Here is a 16,850-nt window from a genome sequence, read left to right on the forward strand (position 1 = left end):
TTGGTCCCAAACCGCAACATTCGGGGCCGAAAACCTGCGGTTTGGGACCAAACCGCAACAATTCCGGCGCCGACCCAGCGGGTGAGGCAGGCCTGAGTAAGCCTTACCTTCCTTGAACCGCCGGAATCAATAACGGCACACTGCTGTTGTGGAATTCATGACCGAGACCGACCAGCCGACGCGGCAGCGCGTCGCGCGGGCGATCCTGGTCAACGGTCCGTCCACCGCGGCGGCGCTCGCCGAGCGCCTCGAGCTGACGCCCGCGGCCGTGCGGCGCCACCTCGACCAGCTGCTCGCCGAGGGCGCGGTCGACGCCCGCGACCCCCGTCCGGTGGGCTCGCGCGGCCGGGGCCGGCCGGCCAAGGTGTTCGCGCTCACCGAGCGTGGCCGCGACGCCTTCGACCAGCAGTACGACGACCTGGCCACCGAGGCGCTCCGCTTCCTGGCCGAGACCGGCGGCGACGACGCCGTCCGGGCCTTCGCCGAGCGGCGGGCGTCGTTCATCGAGGAGAAGTTCCCGGTCGTCGCCGCCGCCAACCCGGGTGCGTCGCCCGCGCAGGTGCTGGCGCTGGTGTTCTCCGACGAGGGGTACGCCGCCGCCGTGCGCGAGCTGCCGGTCGTGGGGGAGCAGCTGTGCCAGCAGCACTGCCCGGTCTCCCACGTCGCCCACGAGTTCCCCCAGCTGTGCGAGGCCGAGACCGAGGCCATCGGCCGGGTCCTCGGCACCCACGTCCAGCGCCTGGCCACCATCGCCCACGGCGACGGGGTGTGCACCACGTGCATCCCCTCAACACAGAAGGAGCAGGTCACGCCATGACCTCGATCGAAGAGCTGAACCCCGAGCTCAAGGGGATCGGTCGCTACGACTTCGGCTGGTCCGACAAGAACGACGTCGGTGCCAACGCGAAGCGCGGCCTCAACGAGGACGTCGTACGGGACATCTCCTCGAAGAAGAGCGAGCCGGGCTGGATGCTCGACCTGCGCCTGAAGGGCCTCAAGCTCTTCGACCGCAAGCCGATGCCGACCTGGGGCTCCGACCTCAGCGCGATCGACTTCGACAACATCAAGTACTTCGTGCGGTCCACCGAGAAGCAGGCCCAGAGCTGGGAGGACCTGCCCGAGGACATCAAGAACACCTACGACAAGCTCGGCATCCCGGAGGCGGAGAAGCAGCGCCTGGTCGCCGGCGTCGCCGCGCAGTACGAGTCGGAGGTCGTCTACCACCAGATCCGCGAGGACCTGGAGGAGCAGGGCGTCCTCTTCCTCGACACCGACACCGCGCTGAAGGAGCACGAGGAGCTCTTCAAGGAGTACTTCGGCACCGTCATCCCCGTCGGTGACAACAAGTTCTCCGCGCTCAACACCTCGGTGTGGTCGGGTGGCTCCTTCATCTACGTCCCCAAGGGTGTGCACGTCGACATCCCGCTGCAGGCCTACTTCCGGATCAACACCGAGAACATGGGCCAGTTCGAGCGGACGCTGATCATCGTCGACGAGGACGCCTACGTGCACTACGTCGAGGGCTGCACCGCGCCGATCTACTCGTCGGACTCGCTGCACTCCGCGGTCGTCGAGATCATCGTCAAGAAGGGCGGCCGCTGCCGCTACACGACCATCCAGAACTGGTCGAACAACGTCTACAACCTCGTCACCAAGCGCGCGGTCTGCGAGGCGGGCGCGACGATGGAGTGGGTCGACGGCAACATCGGCTCCAAGGTCACCATGAAGTACCCCGCCGTCTACCTGATGGGCGAGCACGCCAAGGGCGAGACGCTGTCGATCGCGTTCGCCGGCGAGGGCCAGCACCAGGACGCCGGCGCGAAGATGGTCCACGCCGCGCCCCACACGTCCTCCTCGATCCTCAGCAAGTCGGTCGCCCGCGGTGGCGGTCGTACGTCCTACCGCGGCCTGATCCAGGTCAACGAGGGCGCCTACGGGTCGAAGTCCAACGTGCTGTGCGACGCGCTGCTGGTCGACCAGATCAGCCGCTCCGACACCTACCCGTACGTCGACATCCGCGAGGACGACGTGTCGATGGGCCACGAGGCGTCCGTCTCGAAGGTCTCCGACGACCAGCTGTTCTACCTCATGTCGCGTGGCATGGAGCAGGACGAGGCGATGGCGATGATCGTGCGCGGCTTCGTCGAGCCGATCGCCAAGGAGCTCCCCATGGAGTACGCCCTCGAGCTGAACCGACTGATCGAGCTGCAGATGGAAGGTGCCGTCGGCTGATGACTGCCGAAGTTCTCGAAGGTGCTCTCGAGAAGGTCGAGAGCCACCTCCACCCCGAAGGATCCTTCGACGTCGACGCCCACGAGGTGCCGACCGGTCGTGAGGAGATCTGGCGGTTCACGCCGCTCAAGCGGCTGCGCGGGGTCCACACGGACGCCGCGCTGGACGGCTCGTCGTTCAAGGTCGAGGCCGACCTCGCCGACGGCGTGACCGCCCGCACCGTCGCCGCTGCGGACTCGCGGCGCGGCTCGTCGGGCTTCGTCCCGCTCGACCGGATCTCCGCCCGCGTCTGGGAGGCCGCGAGCTCGGTCTACGAGGTCGAGATCCCCGAGGAGGCCGTCGTCGAGGGCGCCTCGACGATCCGGCTCACCGGCACGGGCACCGACCACGCCACGGCCGCGCACCTGCTGGTGCGCGCCGGACGGTTCAGCAAGGCCACCGTGGTGGTCGTCTACTCCGGGTCCGCGACCTGGGCTGAGAACATCGAGGTCGTCGTCGAGGACGGCGCCGACCTGACGTTCGTCACGGTGCAGGACTGGGAGGACGACGCGGTCCACGTCGTCAGCCAGCGTGCCCGGATCGGTCGCGACGCCGCCCTCAAGCACGTCGCCGTCACCTTCGGTGGCGACGTGGTGCGCAGCGACAGCACCGCCGACTACGCCGGACCGGGTGGCTCCTACGAGGGTCTCGGTCTCTACTTCGCCGACGCCGGCCAGCACATCGAGCACCGCCTGTTCGTCGACCACACCGCGCCGCGGACCAAGTCCAACGTGGTCTACAAGGGCGCGCTGCAGGGCGAGAAGGCGCACACCGTGTGGATCGGCAACGTGCTGATCCGCAAGGTCGCCGAGGGCATCGAGACCTACGAGGAGAACCGCAACCTGGTCCTCTCCGACGGCTGCCAGGCCGACTCGGTCCCCAACCTGGAGATCGAGACCGGCGAGATCGAGGGTGCGGGGCACGCCTCCGCGACGGCCCGCTTCGACGACGAGCAGCTGTTCTACCTGCGCTCGCGCGGCATCTCCGAGAAGGAGGCGCAGCGCCTGGTGGTGCACGGGTTCTTCAACGACCTGATCCGCAAGATCGACGTCCCGGAGATCGAGGAGAAGCTCCTCACCACCGTCGAGGCCGAGCTCGCCAAGAACGTGCTGCGCGAGGTCGGGCAGTGAGCTTCGAACGCGCCTGCTCGCTGGCCGACGTACCGGCCGACGAGGCCCTCGCGGTCACCGTCGACCGCTACGACGTCGCCATCGCCCGCGACGGCGACGAGGTCTTCGCCCTGCAGGACCTGTGCTCGCACGCGGCCGTCCAGCTGAGCGAGGGCGAGGTCGCCGACTGCACCATCGAGTGCTGGCTGCACGGGTCGACCTTCGACCTGCGCACCGGCAAGCCCACCAGCCTCCCGGCGACCGAACCGGTCGCCACCTTCCCTGTCGAAGTGCGTGACGGCGACATCTACGTCGACGTCACCACGACCCTGAACGGAGTCACCCCCGCATGAGCACCCTCGAGATCAAGAACCTGCAGGTGTCCGTGGACACCGAGGACGGCGCCAAGGAGATCCTCAAGGGCGTCACGCTGACCGTCAAGGACGGCGAGACCCACGCGATCATGGGCCCCAACGGCTCGGGCAAGTCGACCACGGCGTACTCCATCGCGGGCCACCCGAAGTACACGATCACCGGCGGTGAGGTGCTCCTCGACGGCGAGAACGTGCTCGAGATGACCGTCGACGAGCGCGCCCGCGCCGGCCTGTTCCTGGCGATGCAGTACCCCGTCGAGGTCCCCGGCGTCTCCATGTCGAACTTCCTGCGCACCGCCAAGACCGCCGTCGACGGCGAGGCGCCCAAGCTGCGCACCTGGGTCAAGGACGTCAACGGCGCCCTCGACCGGATGAAGCTCGACACCGCGTTCTCCAGCCGCTCGGTCAACGAGGGCTTCTCCGGTGGTGAGAAGAAGCGCGCCGAGATCGCCCAGCTCGACCTGCTCGACCCGAAGTTCGCGATCCTCGACGAGATCGACTCCGGCCTCGACATCGACGCGCTCAAGGTCGTCTCCGACGGCATCAACGACTACGCCGGCCGCGAGGGCAAGGGCCTGCTGCTGATCACGCACTACACGCGGATCCTGCGCTACGTGAAGCCGGACGTCGTGCACGTCTTCGTCGACGGCCGGATCGCCGAGTCGGGCGGACCGGAGCTGGCCGACGAGCTCGAGGCCAACGGCTACGAGAAGTACGTCGGCACCCAGGCAGCCGGGGTCTGACCATGACCCTGGAGGGGCTCCTCCCCGAGCTGGCGGTCATCCGCAAGGACTTCCCGATCCTCGAGCGCACGCTCGCGGGCGGGCTGCCGCTGGTCTACCTCGACAGCGCCAACACCTCGCAGAAGCCGCAGGTGGTCATCGACACGATGGTCGACCACCTCGAGCGCCACAACGCCAACATCGCCCGCGCCATGCACCAGCTCGGCGCGGAGTCGACCGAGGCCTTCGAGGCCGCGCGCGACAAGGTGGCGGCGTTCATCGGTGCGCCCGACCGCGACGAGGTGATCTTCACCAAGAACGCCTCCGAGGCGCTCAACCTGGCCGCCAACACGCTGGCCTGGGCGGGCCCGCGGCAGGTCGGTGCGGGCGACGAGGTGGTCATCACCGAGATGGAGCACCACTCCAACATCGTGCCGTGGCAGCTGCTCACCCAGCGCACCGGCGCGACGCTGCGCTGGTTCGGGCTCACCGACGACGGACAGCTCGACCTGTCGGGCATCGACGAGCTGATCAACGAGCACACCAAGGTCGTCTCGTTCACCTGGGTGTCCAACATGCTGGGCACGATCAACCCGGTCGCTGAGCTCACCCGCCGCGCGCACGCGGTCGGCGCCATCGTCGTCGTCGACGCGTCGCAGGCCGCGCCGCAGCTGCCGATCGACCTGGCCGCGATGCCGGTCGAGGAGCGCCCCGACCTGGTCGCCTTCACCGGCCACAAGGTCGTCGGACCGACCGGCATCGGCGTGCTCTGGGGCTCGCGTGCGGTGCTCGACGAGCTGCCGCCGTTCCTCGGTGGCGGCGAGATGATCGAGACCGTGCGGATGGAGGGCTCGACGTACGCCGGCATCCCGCACAAGTTCGAGGCCGGCACCCCGCCCATCGTCGAGGCGATCGGTCTCGGCGCCGCGGTCGACTACCTCGGCCACATCGGGCTCGACGCGATCCACGCCCACGAGCAGGCGATCACCGGCTACGCCCTCGAGGGCCTGCAGTCGGTCAAGGGCCTGACCGTGCTCGGCCCGCTCGACGCCGCCCAGCGCGGCGGTGCGATCTCCTTCGAGCTCGACGGCGTGCACCCGCACGACATCGCGCAGGTGCTCGACAGCCGCGGCGTCGCCGTACGCGCCGGCCACCACTGCGCCAAGCCGGCCCACGCCCGCTTCGGTGTGCAGGCCTCGACGCGGATGTCGTCGTACCTCTACACGGAGCCGCGCGAGATCGACGCCCTGGTCGAGGCGCTGGAATACACCCGCTCCTACTTCAAGTTGGACTGAGGATGACAGCGCAGGATCTAGACGCCCTGTACCAGGAGATCATCCTGGACCACTACAAGAACCCCCACGGCAAGGGGCTTCGTGAGCACGCCGACCACACGGCCGAGGTGCACCACGTCAACCCGACCTGTGGCGACGAGGTGACCCTGCGGGTCCACCTGGCCGACGGGGTCGTCGACGACGTGTCGTACGACGCCCTCGGCTGCTCGATCTCGCAGGCCTCGGCCTCGGTGCTCCACGACCTGGTCGTGGGCAAGAGCGTCGACGAGGCGATGGCGATCCACCAGGAGTTCCTGACCCTGATGCAGGGCAAGGGCGCGGTGGAGCCCGACGAGGACGTGCTCGAGGACGGGATCGCGTTCGCCGGTGTGGCGAAGTTCCCGGCCCGCGTGAAGTGTGCCCTGCTGTCGTGGATGGCGTGGAAGGACGCGACGGCCCAGGTCGTCGCAGGAGACGGAGACAACTCATGACCGAGTCCATCGACAACAGCGACCTGCCCGAGGTCCCCGAGGCCGGCGGCTCGACCAACGCCTCGACCAACGCCTCGACCAACGTGGCGCTGGCCGACATCGAGGAGGCGATGAAGGACGTCGTCGACCCCGAGCTCGGCATCAACGTCGTCGACCTCGGCCTGGTCTACGGCATGCACGTCGACGAGAACACCAACCTCGTCCTCGACATGACGCTCACCTCTGCGGCCTGCCCGCTGACCGACGTCATCACCGACCAGACCAACTCCGCGCTCGAGGGCCTGGTCAACGACGTCGCCATCAACTGGGTCTGGATGCCGCCGTGGGGTCCCGACAAGATCACCCCCGACGGCCGCGAGCAGCTGCGCGCACTGGGCTTCAACGTCTGATCGGTCAGGAGCAGCGGCCCGTGCCGTAGCGCCAGACGAACGCCGCGACGATCCGACCCTCGGGTCCGCGTCCGGTCAGCGTCACCCGGTAGGTCCCGTGGTACGCGGGGCGCCGGACCCGGTAGTCGTGCTCGCCGAGACGACGCACCCGTCGGGTCTCCCGGCACGCCGGGCTCGCCGGGCGGGTGCTCTCGTAGCGCGCACTCCAGCGCCACCCGGACCCGGCGAAGGTCAGCCGGAGGGCGCCGTCGTGCCGCAGCGTGGGCGCCGGGCGCCGGCTGTGGTTGCCGCAGGTGCTGGACCCGATCTCGCCCTGCTCGGTGACGACGTCCGGATAGGTCCAGCAGTACTCCTGCACCGCTGGGTCGACGGTGCGCACTGCCGTGCCGACCGTCAGGCCGGGCAGGCCGTCGTCAGCCGACGCCGCCGCGGGTGCGCCGAGCAGTGCGGCCAGGACGGCCAGCGCGAGAACGAGCGTGCGACGGGGGAGCGGGAGCACGCTGCGACGCTATGTCGCGCGCGCGTTCGCCGCGGTCGATCGCGGATGAATTTACGAAACCGTCGCGAACCGGCGGTCGGTGTAGCGGCGCAGGTTCCGCAGGAACCACCGGAACGACAGGTTCGAGACCAGCCCGCTGACCGGCATGAAGTGCTTGCCGGGCCCGGTCACGTCGAGCGCCAGGGTCCAGGTGAGCCGGCAGCCCTGCGGGGTCGGCTCGACGTCGTACCGCTCGGCGAAGGCGCGGATCGACCTCTCCGAGGCCTCGTTGAACCGGAAGACCATCCGCCGGCCGGGCTCCCAGGCCAGGAACTCCTCGGCGCCCTCGAGGCCGCCGAGCATCGACACGACACGGGTGCTGCCGACCCCCGGCGGGAGCGGCGAGGTCCACTCGACGTGCCGGATCACCTTCGCCCAGTGCGGCCATGCGTCGGCGTCGGCGAAGACCTCGAACAGCTGCTGCGGGGTGATCGCGAGGTCGACGCTGTTGGCGTAGCGGTGCGGCGCGGTGTCGACGTACTCGATCCCGACCCGCTCGCAGGGGTGCATGGTGGGCTCCGACATGGAGAGAAGTAGAACACGTTCTTGTTGCTGTCGGCGACGGGATGCGCACTAGGGTCGCGCTGTGCCCGAGGTCCTCGTCCCGTCCGCCCGCTGGCCGCGGTGGCTGGAGAACTTCATGTCGTCGCACGGCGGCACGGCCCTGACCGTCGTCGACGGCGGCGTGCGCGGCGTCGCGGAGGACGGGTCGACCTTCACCGCCCGGTTGCCCTTCTCCCGGGCGTATGACGGCCGGCCCGACGACCTCGCCGATTTCGCCGACCACACCGAGCAGCCGCCGGTCTGGGGTGTGCTGCTGGTCCGCAAGGGCGGTTTCGCCGTTGCACGCCTCGAGGCCGGCGAGGTCGTCGCCAGCAAGGTCGGCCAACGCCACGTCCAGGGCCGGACCAAGGCCGGCGGCCAGTCCCAGCAGCGGTTCGCCCGTCGGCGCGCCAACCAGGCCCGGGTCGCCTACGAGGCGGCCGCCGAGCATGCCGTGGCGGTGCTGGCCGGGGCGAGCGAGATCGTGGCCGGCGGCGACCGGGGCGCGGTGGACGAGGTGCTCCGTGACCCGCGGTTGCGGTCCGTCGCCGTGGTGGGGCCGTGGCTCGCCGTACCCGATCCGCGACGAGCGGTGCTCGAGCAGGCGCTGCGCGACGCGCAGTCGCTGGTGGTGGTCGTGGAGAACGCCGGCGGGGTCGCTCGCCTCACAGATCGAGGGTGAGGAAGACGCTGTTCGGGTCGAGGACGTAGCCCTCGAACGGCCCGCACTCGGTGAACCCGCGGGTCAGGTAGAGCGCGCGGGCCGGGGCGAAGTAGTCCTCGGTGCCGGTCTCCAGGCTGATCCGGGCGTGTCCGCGCTCGCGGGCCTCGGCCAGCACGTGGTCGAGCAGCCGCCCGGCCACGCCGCGGCGGCGGGCCGTCGTCGCGGTACGCATCGACTTGAGCTCGGCGTGCCCGTCGCTGAGCTGCTTGAGGGCGACGCAGCCCAGGAGGACGTCGTCCTCGCGGGCGGTCCAGAACGTGATCGACGGCGCCGCCAGGGCGTCCGGGTCGAGGGCGTGCACGCTCTCGGCGGGCGAGGTCGCGTACATGTCGGCGAGGTGCTCCTCGAGCAGCCCGAGCACGTCGCTCCGGCGGGGGTCGTCGGTCGCGATCTGCATGCTCCGATCCTCCCGTATGCCGGGGCGTCGAACGGTCGTCGCCCCCCTCGTTGAGTTGCCCGTGCTAGGCGTTGAGTTGCCGCTTTCTCGCGGTTGAGTTGCCATCTCGGGACAACGACCCTCCGCGGGGTGGCAACTCAAGGGTGAGTTTGTGGCAACTCAACGGTGAGAAAGCGGCAACTCAACGGGCTAGGAGTCAGTCGAGGCCGAGCTCGGTACGTCGTAGGGCCCACCGCTGGTCGAGGTCGGACATCTCGGCGAGCACGAAGGCCAGGAACTCGCGTGAGAGGCGCAGCCGCCGCCGGGCGGGGTCGCCGTCGGCGAGCTCGGCGAGGCCGCGGTCGAGGGCGGCGATGAGCGGCGCGTAGAACTGGTCGAGCCGGCCGATCATCCCGTGCCAGGCATCGTCGTCGACCACGAACACGTCGCGGCGGGACCCGCGCTCGCGCTCGCGGCGGATCATGCCGATGCCGTCGAGGTAGCGCACGGCGCCGGAGACGCCGGCCGGGCTGATGCCGAGGCCGGCCGCGATCTCGGCGGCGGTCATCCGGCCGTCGTCGTCGACGAGGAGGGCCGCGAAGACCCGCGAGGGGAGCCGGGCCAGGCCGGCGCTGGTGAGCGCACCGCCCATCCGCTCCACGAAGGAGTCGCGGGAGGTCTCGGTCGCCATGCCCAGATCCTATACAACATTCAGAAATTGCTGAAACAGGTGCATGATGGAGTCATGACGAGTCCCCTCATCGAGGTGCACGGCCTCGTGAAGACGTTCGGCTCCTTCCGCGCACTCGACGGCCTCGACCTGGTCGTCGAGGCCGGCGAGGTGCACGGCTTCCTCGGTCCCAACGGAGCCGGGAAGTCCACGACCATCCGGGTGCTCCTCGGCCTCCTGCGCAAGGACGGCGGCGAGGTCACCATCCTCGGCGGCGACCCGTGGCGCGATGCCGCGGACCTGCACCGCCGGCTGGCCTACGTGCCCGGCGACGTGAGCCTGTGGCCCAACCTCAGCGGCGGCGAGATCGTCGACCTGCTCATCCGGATGCGCGGCGCCGACCCGGCGACCTCGCGGCGCGAGGAGCTGATCGAGCGGTTCTCCCTCGACCCGACCAAGCGTGGTCGCGCGTACTCCAAGGGCAACCGGCAGAAGGTCGCGCTCGTGGCCGCCTTCGCCACCGACCCGGACCTGCTCATCCTCGACGAGCCGACCTCCGGCCTCGACCCGCTCATGGAGCAGGTGTTCAACGAGTGCGTCGCCGAGCAGACGGGCCGCGGTGCGACGGTGCTGCTGTCCAGCCACATCCTCAGCGAGGTCGACCGGCTCGCCGACCGGGTCACCATCATCCGCGAGGGCAAGGTCGTCGAGAGCGGGCGGATCAGCGACCTGCGCCACCTCAGCAGGTCGAGGATCGTCGCCTCGCTCAGCGGTACGGCGCCGGACCTGTCCGCCGTACCCGGCGTCCACGACCTCGCGGTCGCCGACGGTCAGGTCAGCTGCACCGTCGACCCCGATGGCCTGCCCGGCGTGCTGACCGCCCTCACCGCCGCCGGCGTCACGGCGCTGACCAGCACCCCGCCCAGCCTCGAGGAGCTCTTCCTCGACGCCTACCGGGACCGCGTCGGAGCGGGCCGGTGACCGGCTGGCCGCTCCTGCTGCGCCTGGGCCTGCGCCAGGACCGGATCCTCGCGCCGGTGGCACTCGCCGTACTCGTGCTGATGAGCGTCGCGTCCGCGGCCGCGACCCCGGGCCTGTACGCCGACCAGGCCGACCGGGTCCGGGCCGCCGAGGCGATCAACGCCAGCCCCGCGATCGTCGCGCTCTACGGCCCGATCCTCGACGTCACCAGCGAGGGCGAGCTGGCCATGACCAAGATGACGGTGCTGTACGCCGTGTTCGTGGCCGTGCTGTTCATCGTGGTCGTGCGCCGGCACACCCGGGTCGAGGAGGAGACCGGCCGCACCGAGCTGATCGGCGGCACCGCGGTCGGCCGCCACGCCTCGCTGGTCGCCACGCTCCTCGAGGCCGTGCTCCTGGCCCTCGTGCTGGGTGTGCTCACCGCTCTCGGCAACACCGTGTCCGGGCTCAGCGCCGCCGGGTCGGTGGCCTTCGGCGCGCTCTGGGCCGGCACCGCCCTGGTGGCCGCCGGCATCGCCGCCGTGACCGCCCAGCTCTCCGCCAGTGCACGCACCTGCGCGGCGTACGCGGCCGGGGTGGTGGGGATCCTGTTCGTGCTGCGTGCCGCCGGCGACACCGGCCCGGAGTGGCTCAGCTGGCTCTCGCCGCTGGGCTGGAACACGCAGGTGCGCGCCTACGGCGAGGTCCGGTGGTGGCTGCTGCCCTGCTACCTCCTCGTCGCCGGCGTCCTGGCCGCGGCCGCCTTCGTGCTGCGCGCCCGCCGCGACCTCGGCTCCGGCCTGGTGCCGACCCGCCCCGGTCCGCGGACCGGCTCGCCCCGGCTGGCCGACGCGCTCACCCTGGCGCTCAAGGTGCACGCCACCACCCTCCTGCTCTGGTCGGTCGCGGCCGGCGTGCTCGGCGTGGTGTTCGGCATGATCGCCCCCGGCATCGGCGACCTGCTGGACTCCGAGGTCGCCCAGTCGATCATCGACGAGCTCGGCGGGGCGCTGGTCGCGGCGATCCTGTCCGTCGTCGCCGTCGTGCTCACCTACTTCGCGGTGACCGTGGTGAGCCACGCCGGCCGCGACGAGGAGGACGGCCGCGCCGAGCTCGTGCTCGCGACCGCGACCAGTCGCAGCGGGTGGTTCGCCGCGTCCGCGGTGCTCGCGCTCGTCGGTACCGCGTGGCTCCTCGTCGTGACCGGCGTCGGCCTGTGGATCGGGTACGTCGCCGCGGACGGTCCCGGCATCGGCAACCTGGTCCTCGCGGCCCTCGCGTGGGTGCCCGCGGCCTGGGTGGTCGGCGCGCTCGCCGTGCTCTCGCTGGCGCTCGGGCTGCGGTGGTCGGCCCTGGTCTGGGCCTGGCCGGCGGCCTTCCTGACCCTCAGCCTGCTCGGGGACCTGCTGGACCTGCCGGGGTGGCTGACCGGGCTCTCGCCGTACTCCCACGTGCCGTCGCTGCCCTCCGACGCATGGAGCTGGGGGAGTGCCGGTGGGCTCAGCGCGGTGACCGCCGCGTTGCTGGTCGTGGCGTGGTGGCGGTTCCGCGAGCGTGACATCGGCTAGTTTCAGCCGCATGTGGCAGCCCGAGCCCGACTGGGTGGCGCTCCCCGGAGGCACGGGGACGTCCACCGTCGGCGTGTGGCGGACCGCGCTCGGCGGGCGGCCCGTGGTGGTCAAGCGGCTCGGCGCGCCGGTTCCGGGCGACCCGGCCGTCCTCTCGGAGCGCACCCACGCCGGGTACTGGCGCCGCGAGGCCGACGTCCTGGTCGCCGGCCTCACCGCCGGCACGCCCGGGCTGCGCTCGGCCGGCGCCTCGGTCGAGGAGGACGACGAGGGCGTCACCATCGTGCGGGACTGGGTCGAGGACGCGGCGTCGAGCGGGCTGTTCCTCGCGCTGTCGCTCGGCCGGTTCTCGGGCGCCGACCTCGGCCACCCGGCCTTCCTCGCGACCTCCCTGCTCCGCGACCGCCTGGCCCGCGTCTCCAGGAGCGGCGGCTGGACGACCCTGGCCCGGACGACGGTCGCCGACGTCGCCGAGCACCTGTGGACCCACCGCGAGCGGATGCTCGCGCTGCTCGACGACCTGCCGCAGATCCCGCAGCACGGCGACCCGACGGCGCTCAACGTCCCCGGCCGGTTCGGCGACGACGCGCTCGCCATCGACTGGGGGACCCTCGGCCACGGCCCGGTCGGCGGCGACCTGGGCTACCTGTCACTCTCCTCGCGCGAGGAGTTCGAGCCCCTTCTGGACGCCTACCTGCTCGGCCTTCCCGACGGGATCGCGGAACGCGACGCCGTGGTCCTCGGCGCCCAGGTCGTGTCCGTCTACACCGCGCTCAACCGCGCCGAGTGGGCGCTGGCCCGGGTCGCGGGTGGGGAGGGCGCGCTCGCCGGCAAGTACCGCCACCCCGCGGTGGCCCCGCACCTGCGCGCGCTTCAGCGCACGTTCGGGCACATGGAGTCCCTGCTGGCGCTGTAGGACCCGCTGGCTCAGACCTTGGGGGCCGCGAAGGTGTCGCAGGCGTCGAGGGTGCCGTCGGTGAAGCCGACCATGAACCACTTCTGGCGCTGCGCCGAGGAGCCGTGGGTCCACGCCTCCTCGTTGACCCGACCGCCCGAGCGCTTCTGGATGTAGTCGTCGCCGACGGACTTCGCGGCCTCGATGGCCTGGTTGATGTCGTCCTGGGTGAGGTCGAGGATCAGCTTCTCGCCCGACGCGTCCTCGGTGGTGGTCGCGTGCTTGGCCCACATGCCGGCGTAGCAGTCGGCTTGCAGTTCGAGGCGTACGCCGTCGCTCTGCGGCCCGGTCTGCTGGCTGCGCACCTGGCCCATGTAGCCGAGCAGGTTGGAGATGTGGTGGCCGTACTCGTGGGCGAGCACGTAGAACTCCACGAAGCTGCCGTCCGGCCCGCCGAGCTGACCCTCGAGCACGTCGTCGAAGAAGGTGGTGTCGAGGTAGATCGTCTCGTCGGTCGGGCAGTAGAACGGGCCGACCGCCGACGACGCCGCACCGCACCCGGTGTCGACCGAGCCGGTGAAGGTGACCATCGCCTTCTCCGGGCGGAACTTGCCGCCGAGCTCGCTGTCCCAGTAGGCGGTGATCGAGTTCTCGATCGCGACCCGGGCGCAGTCCTGGCTGTTGTTGGCGTCCTCGCCGGTCTTGCAGTCGGCGTAGCGATCGGTGCCCTGCTGCTGGTCGCTCAGGCGCGAGGGCGAGTAGACGTTGCCCAGCCCGCCGGTGCCGCCACCGCCGCTGAGCGGGTTGCCGCCGAGCAGGAGGGTCACCACCACGACCAGGATCACTCCGATCAGACCACCGATGCCGCCCTTGCCGCTAGGGATGGGGATGCGCATGCCGCCGCCACCGAGACCGCCACCCATGCCGCCGCCACCGCCGGAGCCGGCATCACGCACTCGGGACTGGTCGAGGCGGGCCTTGGGATTGAATCGCACCACGTCAGCACCCTAGAGGACAGGGCCGTCATTTAGGGGGCGCCGAACCGCCGTGGGAGAATGGCCTCCTCATGATCACCGTGCACCAGCTCGAGGTACGCGTGGGTGCGCGACTCCTCATGGAGAACGTCAGCTTCCGCGTCGGCCCCGGCGACAAGGTCGGCCTCGTCGGCCGCAACGGCGCCGGCAAGACCACCCTCACGAAGGTGCTCGCCGGCGACGCGCTGCCCGCGGGCGGCTCCGTCACGAACAGCGGAGAGCTCGGCTACCTCCCGCAGGATCCGCGCGTGGGCGACCCCGAGGTCATCGTGCGCGACCGGATCCTGTCCGCACGCGGCCTCGACGACGCCGTACGGCGGATGCGGGCCGCCGAGGTCGCGATGGCCTCCGACGACCCGAACGAGCGGGACCGGGCGTTCCGGAAGTTCCAGCGGGCGCAGGACGAGCTCGACGCCGGTGGCGGGTACGCCGCCGAGACCGAGGCACTCCAGATCGCCCAGAGCCTCGGCATCCCGGACCGGCTGATGGACCAGCCGCTCGGGACCCTGTCCGGCGGCCAGCGGCGTCGCGTCGAGCTGGCCCGGATCCTGTTCTCGAGCGCCGAGGTGCTCGTCCTCGACGAGCCGACCAACCACCTCGACGCCGACTCGATCACCTGGCTGCGGGACTGGATGAAGTCCTACAAGGGCGGCTTCATCGTGATCAGCCACGACAACGACCTGCTCGAGGAGACCGTCAACAAGGTCTTCCACCTCGACGCCAACCGCTCGGTCATCGACGTCTACAACATGGGCTGGAAGAACTACCTGACCCAGCGAGAGACCGACGAGGCGCGCCGCAAGCGTGAGCTGATGAACGCCCAGAACAAGGCGAAGACGCTCACCGACCAGGCCAACAAGATGCGTGCCAAGGCCACCAAGGCGAGTGCCGCGCAGCAGATGCTCAAGCGGGCCGAGAAGCTCCTCGACGGGGTCGAGGGGGAGCGGCAGTCCGACAAGGTCGCCGCGATCAAGTTCCCGACGCCCGCCGCCTGCGGCAAGACCCCGCTCTCCGCGCACGACCTGTCCAAGTCGTACGGCGCCCTCGAGATCTTCACCGCCGTCGACCTGGCCATCGACAAGGGCTCCCGCGTGGTCATCCTGGGCCTCAACGGCGCCGGCAAGACCACGATGCTGCGCATCCTCGCCGGCGTCGACAAGCCCGACACCGGCGAGGTCGTCGCCGGCCACGGCCTCAAGGTCGGCTACTACGCCCAGGAGCACGAGACGCTCGACGTGACCCGAACCGTGCTGGAGAACATGCAGTCCTCCGCGCCCCAGCTCACCGACACCGAGGCCCGCTCGGTCCTCGGCTCGTTCCTGTTCTCCGGTGACGACGTGCACAAGCCTGCCGGCGTGCTCTCCGGCGGCGAGAAGACCCGCCTGGCGCTCGCCTCGCTGGTCGTCTCGGCCGCCAACGTGCTGCTGCTCGACGAGCCCACCAACAACCTCGACCCCGCCTCGCGCGAGGAGGTGCTCAACGCGATCCGCCGCTATGAGGGCGCGATCGTGCTGGTCACCCACGACGAGGGTGCCGTCCACGCGCTCGAGCCGGACCGCGTGCTCATCCTCCCCGACGGCGTCGAGGACCTGTGGAGCCCGGACTACGCCGACCTGGTCGCGCTGGCGTGACCGCCGGTGGTACCTGATCGGGTACCATTGTCGTGAAGGAGGCGTGATGGACGTCGACACCCGCGAAGTCGCCCGCCGGCTGAGTGAGGCCATGAAGAGCAGCGGTCTCAGCCTGCGTGGGTTCGCTGCTGCCCTGGGGACCTCCCACTCCCGCCTGTCCTCCTACCTGAAGGGGACTGCAAGCCCGTCGGCAGCGCTGTTCGTCCGGGCGTGCCGCATCGGTGCCGCACTCGGAGAGGCGCGTGATCAGGGGTGGCTCACGCCGGACCTCGCCCAGCGAGCGTTGAAGGACGCGGTCGACGAGGGTGACGAGGCCTGGGCCTTCAAGATCGCGGTCCAGGCTCGGGACCAGGTTCGTGAGTTGCTCGCGACGCCGGGTGCACCCGCCGACGCATGGGAAGCCCGGCCGAGCGCTAGGACCACCGATCGCTGGGACGCACTGCTGGGCGCCTTCGTCGCCCACGAGTTCATGGCCGCCGACCGCACGGCTCCTGCATGGACGGACCTGCGCGCCGACGAGGAATGGATCAAGCCGAACCTCCTGCTCGATGACGCCGAGATCCGGGATGCCACCCCTGGCTGGCTTTCGGTGCGCGGGATCTATGTCGCCGAGCGCGACTTGGCGACGGCATGAGCGCGCTCGTCGAGCTCGGCCGTGAGCAGCTCGAGATGCTGCTGGCTGAGCTCGACGAACGCCTCGCCGAGCGAGGGATCGCCGCCGGCATCTATGTCGTCGGCGGAGCTGCTATCGCCCTGACCGTCGTGGAGCGCCGGGTGACGGTCGACGTCGACGCCATCGCTACGGACGCCGCCGTGTACGACGAGGCAGCGGCGATTGCCCACCTCCATGGACTGCCCCCGCGCTGGCTCAACCCGGGAGCTGCGCCGTGGGTTCCGCCGCGCAGGTCGACGTCGGTGCCGAAGTCGCCCGGCCTGTCGATCGACTACGCCCCGCCCGAGCACTTGCTGGCGATGAAGATGGTGGCGATGCGCGAACGCGACTACGCCGACATCGCCACTCTCGCGGCGGTGCTGGGGCTCGTGGAGCCGGATGCCGACGTCTTCGCCGCGCTTCTCCGCGAGGCGTACGTCGATGCAGAGACACTCGAGATGGCATTGGGGCTGCGCCGGTCGGACGACCTCGACGCGGAGGTCGACGCTCTGGCGAACAGCGCCGTCCGAATCGTTCGGCACTTCCGGGACTCCAGCGACTGACGGCGAGCTCCGCTACTCCAGCGAGGCGAGCAGGTCTCCGTACGTCCGCCTCTGGCTCCTCGATTG

General features: G+C 70.5%; 20 protein-coding genes. 15 read left to right on the forward strand and 5 right to left on the reverse strand.

Features of this window, described 5'->3' with window-relative positions:
• Window positions 1-157: 157 nt before the first annotated feature.
• The 8 genes from FBY23_RS13750 to FBY23_RS13785 are packed head-to-tail and all read left to right on the forward strand — an operon-like array spanning window position 158 to window position 6,630.
• Entirely contained in the window at window positions 158-817 is a 660-nt protein-coding gene (locus FBY23_RS13750) for a metalloregulator ArsR/SmtB family transcription factor (RefSeq protein WP_141798653.1), read from the forward strand.
• A complete protein-coding gene (gene sufB, locus FBY23_RS13755; RefSeq protein WP_141798654.1) occupies window positions 814-2,232 on the forward strand; it encodes a Fe-S cluster assembly protein SufB in 1,419 nt (472 codons plus the stop codon). The genes FBY23_RS13750 and sufB overlap by 4 nt, the downstream gene beginning before the upstream one ends.
• Window positions 2,232-3,401: a Fe-S cluster assembly protein SufD gene (gene sufD, locus FBY23_RS13760; protein ID WP_141798655.1), complete on the forward strand. Its 1,170-nt coding sequence runs from the start codon at window positions 2,232-2,234 to the stop codon at window positions 3,399-3,401. The genes sufB and sufD overlap by 1 nt, the downstream gene beginning before the upstream one ends.
• Entirely contained in the window at window positions 3,398-3,733 is a 336-nt protein-coding gene (locus FBY23_RS13765) for a non-heme iron oxygenase ferredoxin subunit (RefSeq protein WP_141798656.1), read from the forward strand. The genes sufD and FBY23_RS13765 overlap by 4 nt, the downstream gene beginning before the upstream one ends.
• Complete coding sequence (sufC, locus tag FBY23_RS13770; protein WP_141798657.1) at window positions 3,730-4,497, forward strand: Fe-S cluster assembly ATPase SufC; 768 nt, start codon at window positions 3,730-3,732, stop codon at window positions 4,495-4,497. The genes FBY23_RS13765 and sufC overlap by 4 nt, the downstream gene beginning before the upstream one ends.
• A 2-nt stretch (window positions 4,498-4,499) precedes the next feature.
• Window positions 4,500-5,771, forward strand: coding sequence for a cysteine desulfurase (locus FBY23_RS13775; RefSeq protein WP_141798658.1), 1,272 nt, complete (start codon window positions 4,500-4,502; stop codon window positions 5,769-5,771).
• Window positions 5,772-5,773: 2 nt separating this feature from the next.
• Window positions 5,774-6,241: a Fe-S cluster assembly sulfur transfer protein SufU gene (gene sufU / locus FBY23_RS13780; protein ID WP_141798659.1), complete on the forward strand. Its 468-nt coding sequence runs from the start codon at window positions 5,774-5,776 to the stop codon at window positions 6,239-6,241.
• On the forward strand, window positions 6,238-6,630 hold the full coding sequence (locus FBY23_RS13785; protein WP_141798660.1) for a metal-sulfur cluster assembly factor: 393 nt from the start codon (window positions 6,238-6,240) through the stop codon (window positions 6,628-6,630). Before sufU ends, FBY23_RS13785 begins: the two co-directional genes overlap by 4 nt.
• A gap of 4 nt (window positions 6,631-6,634) precedes the next feature.
• Here the strand turns inward: FBY23_RS13785 and FBY23_RS13790 are convergent, their stop codons facing one another.
• Complete coding sequence (locus FBY23_RS13790; RefSeq protein WP_141798661.1) at window positions 6,635-7,129, reverse strand: DUF1472 domain-containing protein; 495 nt, start codon at window positions 7,127-7,129, stop codon at window positions 6,635-6,637.
• Between the two features lie 51 nt (window positions 7,130-7,180).
• Entirely contained in the window at window positions 7,181-7,693 is a 513-nt protein-coding gene (locus FBY23_RS13795; RefSeq protein ID WP_222117818.1) for an SRPBCC family protein, read from the reverse strand.
• Window positions 7,694-7,754: 61 nt separating this feature from the next.
• On the opposite strand from FBY23_RS13795, the gene FBY23_RS13800 reads away from it, so the two are divergent.
• Entirely contained in the window at window positions 7,755-8,393 is a 639-nt protein-coding gene (locus FBY23_RS13800; protein ID WP_141798662.1) for an acVLRF1 family peptidyl-tRNA hydrolase, read from the forward strand.
• Here the strand turns inward: FBY23_RS13800 and FBY23_RS13805 are convergent.
• Both FBY23_RS13805 and FBY23_RS13810 read right to left on the reverse strand, forming a co-directional pair.
• Window positions 8,377-8,832 (reverse strand): GNAT family N-acetyltransferase, encoded by a 456-nt coding sequence (locus tag FBY23_RS13805; protein ID WP_141798663.1) that lies wholly within the window; start codon window positions 8,830-8,832, stop codon window positions 8,377-8,379. The genes FBY23_RS13800 and FBY23_RS13805 overlap by 17 nt on opposite strands.
• 196 nt (window positions 8,833-9,028) lie before the next feature.
• Complete coding sequence (locus FBY23_RS13810; RefSeq protein WP_141798664.1) at window positions 9,029-9,502, reverse strand: GbsR/MarR family transcriptional regulator; 474 nt, start codon at window positions 9,500-9,502, stop codon at window positions 9,029-9,031.
• Window positions 9,503-9,556: 54 nt separating this feature from the next.
• Here FBY23_RS13810 and FBY23_RS13815 point away from each other — a divergent pair, with 54 nt between their 5' ends.
• From FBY23_RS13815 to FBY23_RS13825, 3 genes are read left to right on the forward strand one after another with little or no spacing between them, the layout of a single operon-like run.
• A complete protein-coding gene (locus FBY23_RS13815; protein WP_141798665.1) occupies window positions 9,557-10,462 on the forward strand; it encodes an ABC transporter ATP-binding protein in 906 nt (301 codons plus the stop codon).
• Complete coding sequence (locus FBY23_RS13820) at window positions 10,459-12,009, forward strand: ABC transporter permease (RefSeq protein ID WP_141798666.1); 1,551 nt, start codon at window positions 10,459-10,461, stop codon at window positions 12,007-12,009. Before FBY23_RS13815 ends, FBY23_RS13820 begins: the two co-directional genes overlap by 4 nt.
• A gap of 10 nt (window positions 12,010-12,019) precedes the next feature.
• Window positions 12,020-12,925 carry a phosphotransferase gene (locus FBY23_RS13825; protein ID WP_141798667.1) on the forward strand — a complete coding sequence of 302 codons (906 nt, stop codon included), beginning with the start codon at window positions 12,020-12,022 and terminating at the stop codon, window positions 12,923-12,925.
• Window positions 12,926-12,936: 11 nt separating this feature from the next.
• Here FBY23_RS13825 and FBY23_RS13830 read toward each other — a convergent pair whose 3' ends face one another.
• Entirely contained in the window at window positions 12,937-13,902 is a 966-nt protein-coding gene (locus FBY23_RS13830) for a neutral zinc metallopeptidase (protein ID WP_260805958.1), read from the reverse strand.
• A 68-nt stretch (window positions 13,903-13,970) separates the two neighbouring features.
• On the opposite strand from FBY23_RS13830, the gene FBY23_RS13835 reads away from it, so the two are divergent.
• Genes FBY23_RS13835 through FBY23_RS13845 form a run of 3 tightly spaced genes read left to right on the forward strand, consistent with a single transcriptional unit; the run spans window position 13,971 to window position 16,784 of the window.
• Complete coding sequence (locus FBY23_RS13835) at window positions 13,971-15,569, forward strand: ABC-F family ATP-binding cassette domain-containing protein (protein WP_141798668.1); 1,599 nt, start codon at window positions 13,971-13,973, stop codon at window positions 15,567-15,569.
• A gap of 46 nt (window positions 15,570-15,615) precedes the next feature.
• The gene (locus FBY23_RS13840) at window positions 15,616-16,203 is read left to right on the forward strand and encodes a helix-turn-helix domain-containing protein (RefSeq protein ID WP_141798669.1); all 588 of its coding nucleotides are present in this window, start codon (window positions 15,616-15,618) and stop codon (window positions 16,201-16,203) included.
• Complete coding sequence (locus FBY23_RS13845) at window positions 16,200-16,784, forward strand: DUF6036 family nucleotidyltransferase (RefSeq protein ID WP_141798670.1); 585 nt, start codon at window positions 16,200-16,202, stop codon at window positions 16,782-16,784. Before FBY23_RS13840 ends, FBY23_RS13845 begins: the two co-directional genes overlap by 4 nt.
• Window positions 16,785-16,850: the final 66 nt, after the last annotated feature.

This window comes from Nocardioides sp. SLBN-35, from assembly GCF_006715725.1.
Classification (GTDB): Bacteria; Actinomycetota; Actinomycetes; order Propionibacteriales; family Nocardioidaceae; genus Nocardioides.